The following is a 3,852-nucleotide window of genomic DNA, read 5'->3' as shown; positions in this document are numbered from 1 at the left end:
TCTTTTGCCCGTTCTGAAATTGGATCATCTATTACTTTTCTTCTACTATTTTACAACCATGATCAAATGATAATACATCAGATATACTGAATGTGCATTATGATCCATTTTATCCATACAATCAGTCCCTTCTGGCTTTTCGACTGATTGTATTATACCATATTTCTCATTGCGGAACAAGTGTTCTGTTTTGCTTTTTATATTTATTTTTGCAATTCATCTCCCACCTGTAGAGGAAGGAGAATTCTTGCTATAATTTGTTAAAATCGGTTCCATCAGATTTCCTCCTATTTGTTCTGATTGAAAATTCGTCCGCGAAACGTTTTCTTTCTCTCTGACTAAAACTATAGCACAGGAAATCTGCGAAAAACACTTACAGTCAATGTAAGGATATTATCTTCGTTCCAATCCGTCCGTCAATGATTCGTTATTCTCTTTCTCTCATCTGAATATCAGTAATATGATCAATCGGAAGCGCTGTGCCATCTAACAATAAAATCCGTCTGCGATACGCATCCACACGTTTCACTAAACCGGAATATTCCTGATAACTGCCACCATCTTTGAATTTATCCGGTACAAAGCAGGTAATTATAACAGGTACTTCCAGATGTTTTCCAAGGTTCTGCTGAATGACCTGCAGCGTTTCATCCAATCGGCGTCTGCTGTCCTCATCCAGTTCCCGGAACTGTTCTGTCTGACGGGCGGTTTCCTGCACCGCCTCTTCATATCCACTTAATGCCGAAAAAGGCATAAACTGAGCTGCACGATTTGCCCGCGGCATTCGTGGATGTGTTTTTGATTCATGATGTGATAAATAACGAATGTCTGCATACGGATCAAATTTTATATTCTGATTTTTACAAAGGTTTATTTCGTTCCCATTTTCCTGTCTGCTTCCATCCAAATACTGATCTGTCACGCCTTATGCCCTCCGATCTGCTTATTCCGTTCCTGTCCGGTGGCTCCTTCTTCCATATTAATGCCCTTCAGGATAGCATTTTTTCCAAACTTTTTCTTGATATCCAGCATCGCCTGCTGCATCTTTTTCTCCCGGTTCAGCTCACGCTGCTCCTCTTCCTGCTGTTTCTGAACTGCTTTGTAATCAGTAAAAAGATCCATCTGCTCAAAAGTCACTTTCTGCTGTGCCAGTTGCTCGCTGACCACATGATTTGCCACCAGATTTAATCTGCGCACCATCAGTTTTGGATTTACGATCCGATCATACAGTTCCAACACAGCCTCTGTCATCTGTTTGGAAGAAGATGTCTGCTGTTTGAGATTAATGGTTCCATGTGCATGCTTTGGAATAGCCCTTCCATATCGATCCATCATCAATTCTCCCCGGTAGTTTGCCAGATTCTCCCGGTCATATCCTACCGTCAATACAAGCTGATCTGTCACCAGACGTTTATCCAATAAATCTAAAGCCAGCGCATCTGCCATTTCTGTCACAACCACTTTCGCTTTTGCTGCATTATAAGAACACGCCAATACCTGTCCGGAACCAAGACTATTATTTTCCGGCTGATACTTTTTAATGTCTTCCATGGTGCAAGGCTCATATCCCCATGCATGATCGATCAAAAGCTCCGCATTAATTCCAAACATCTGATACAAAAAATCTTCATTATAAATATCTGTGAATGCGCCAACGGAACACTTGGCAATATCGCCCATTGTATACAGTCCTGCTGCTTCCAGCTTTTTCGCATATCCTCTTCCCACGCGCCAGAAATCCGTCAGAGGGCGATGATTCCACAACTGATTCCGATAAGACTGCTCGTCCAGTTCTGCGATTCGCACACCATTTGCATCCGGTTCGGTATGCTTTGCGCCAATATCCATAGCAATCTTACACAGATACAGATTCGTTCCGATTCCCGCCGTCGCTGTAATCCCAGTCTGTTCGTACACACTCTGAATCATTTCTGCTGCCAGCTCCCGCGGTGTCTTTTTGTATACATGCAGATAATGGGTAATATCAAAAAACACCTCGTCAATGGAATAGACATGCATATCTTCCGGCGCAATATACTGCATATAAATCTGGTAGATCCTTGTGCTGTATTCCATATATAAAGCCATGCGCGGCGGTGCCACCAGATAATCCAACGCCAAATCTGGATTTTTCTGTAATTGACCGTCATCCCAGGACTGACCGATAAAACGATGCCCCGTTGCCCGGCGTTTTCGTCCCGCATTGATTTCCCGCACACGCTGCACAACCTCAAATAACCGGGCTCTCCCCGGGATTTCATATTTTTTCAGAGAAGGCGAAACAGCCAGACAGATGGTTTTCTCTGTCCGGCTCTTATCTGCCACTACTAAATTGGTTGTCATTGGATTTAACCCACGCTCCCGACATTCCACGGAAGCATAAAACGATTTCAGGTCAATTGCCAAATAAATATGACCACGATCCATTTCAGAAGTCATACATGCACCGTCCTTTATTCATTTCTGTTTTCTGCTTCTTTCTCTTCCTGCCATTCTTCCCGATGAATGTTTGCTACAACGGCAGCAAACACAAACAGACAAACTGCTATAAGTAAAAAAATCAAATTTGCTTTTTTGACTGCCATAAATATATCATATTGGCTTCTTTTTTGCACTCTACACCTGGTTGATATCCGTTTTTCCTCTTATAAAACATGTTTTTTGATACTTTTTCACTCAAACTGTATCTCTTATTTATACATCTCAAATAAAAAATGCTTTCCGGTATAGCCGACACATACTTTGGATTTCCATGACTGAACTCCCGGGCAATGCCACTGGCTTCAAACAGCTTGAAAAACTCATCCGGATCCCGATGCAGATCATTTACTACATAATCCACCAGATTTGCCATATTGCACATAGCGTCTTCTATATACAGTTCGCTATAAGCATTCTGTTCTCTCACGTTTTCTTTTCCTCCCATATTTTTCCCAGATCAAACACAGTAATTCCTTTTATCTGAATTGCTGTTCCTACTTCTATCACAATATCATTAACAACCAATACTAAAATTTTCTCAATCCTTTATTTTCCGCTATTATTTCGCTCACGCACAATGTCCCTCATATATCTTCCTGAAACATCCGGCTTCTGCCGCAGTTCCTGATACATATTCCGCAATGCTTGATCCCGCTGCAGCCGCTTCATATAATATTCTTTCCAATCTACAACCTCATATCCCTGAAATTCCAGGGCGAAAGCTGCCCGCTGGCTTTTGATCACAATCTGTTCTCCCACGGTTCCCAGCTTCAGTGCCTGCTGTAACTGCGCCAGCGAAATCCTATTATTCAAAAAATCCTTCACAAAGGAGAAATAAGAATCATCTGCACGATATCCGATCACCAGATCCGCAGTCTCCAGGCTCATCAGATAGCGGCTCTGTAAAAAATGAGCACCTGTTCTGGCTTCCTCTGTATCCAGATTCAATTTTCTGTTCGACAACAACACACTGATCCAGATTAGCAGTGCTTCCTCCATTTCTCCTTTTAAATGAAACACACGCATTCCATCCATCTCCAGACAATAACGGTTCAAAATACCATCTTTTTCCCGAGGACAAGCCCATTCCCTGGCAAGTTCCGCAGATTCTGAGCAGTAAAAGCCCTGTCCGTAATCGTTATTCTTCTTTCCATATAATACATCCGGATTTTTCATGATCGTTCTTGCAATGGCAATTCTCTGGCGTTCGCCACCGGAAAGTTTACCGCCGATTTCTCCGACTTCCGTATCCATATCAGAAACTATCTTTACAAACATCATTTTTTTGTATTAAAATAAGTACAATAACATCGCAAAAAATCTATTTTATCTCAGTCGAGAAGACTCCCACTTCTGCAAGTGGTGAGTAAT

Annotated in this window: 4 protein-coding genes and 2 pseudogenes; all 6 read right to left on the bottom strand. The window is 42.0% G+C overall.

Annotated features, from left to right (window positions below; genetic code table 11):
* Positions 1 to 117 (bottom strand): annotated as a pseudogene (locus tag LG34_RS17215) (transposase); the annotation flags it as partial.
* A 310-nt stretch (positions 118 to 427) separates the two neighbouring features.
* Entirely contained in the window at positions 428 to 922 is a 495-nt protein-coding gene (locus LG34_RS16220) for a hypothetical protein (protein WP_242979936.1), read from the bottom strand.
* Positions 919 to 2,427 carry a DNA methylase gene (locus LG34_RS16215; RefSeq protein WP_109217000.1) on the bottom strand — a complete coding sequence of 503 codons (1,509 nt, stop codon included), beginning with the start codon at positions 2,425 to 2,427 and terminating at the stop codon, positions 919 to 921. Before LG34_RS16215 ends, LG34_RS16220 begins: the two co-directional genes overlap by 4 nt.
* A gap of 26 nt (positions 2,428 to 2,453) precedes the next feature.
* Positions 2,454 to 2,585, bottom strand: a complete 132-nt coding sequence (locus tag LG34_RS17275; protein ID WP_278286501.1) for a hypothetical protein — start codon at positions 2,583 to 2,585, stop codon at positions 2,454 to 2,456.
* Positions 2,561 to 2,908, bottom strand: a complete 348-nt coding sequence (locus LG34_RS16210; RefSeq protein WP_146190250.1) for a hypothetical protein — start codon at positions 2,906 to 2,908, stop codon at positions 2,561 to 2,563. Before LG34_RS16210 ends, LG34_RS17275 begins: the two co-directional genes overlap by 25 nt.
* A gap of 119 nt (positions 2,909 to 3,027) precedes the next feature.
* Positions 3,028 to 3,750 (bottom strand): annotated as a pseudogene (locus LG34_RS16205) (DUF3990 domain-containing protein); the annotation flags it as partial.
* Positions 3,751 to 3,852 lie beyond the last annotated feature (102 nt).

Origin of the sequence: Eubacterium ramulus, assembly GCF_003122485.1 — a bacterium.
Taxonomy (GTDB): domain Bacteria; phylum Bacillota; class Clostridia; order Lachnospirales; family Lachnospiraceae; genus Eubacterium_I; species Eubacterium_I ramulus_A.
Note: the sequence above shows the minus strand (reverse complement) of the source record. Positions and strands in the feature narration are given on the sequence as shown.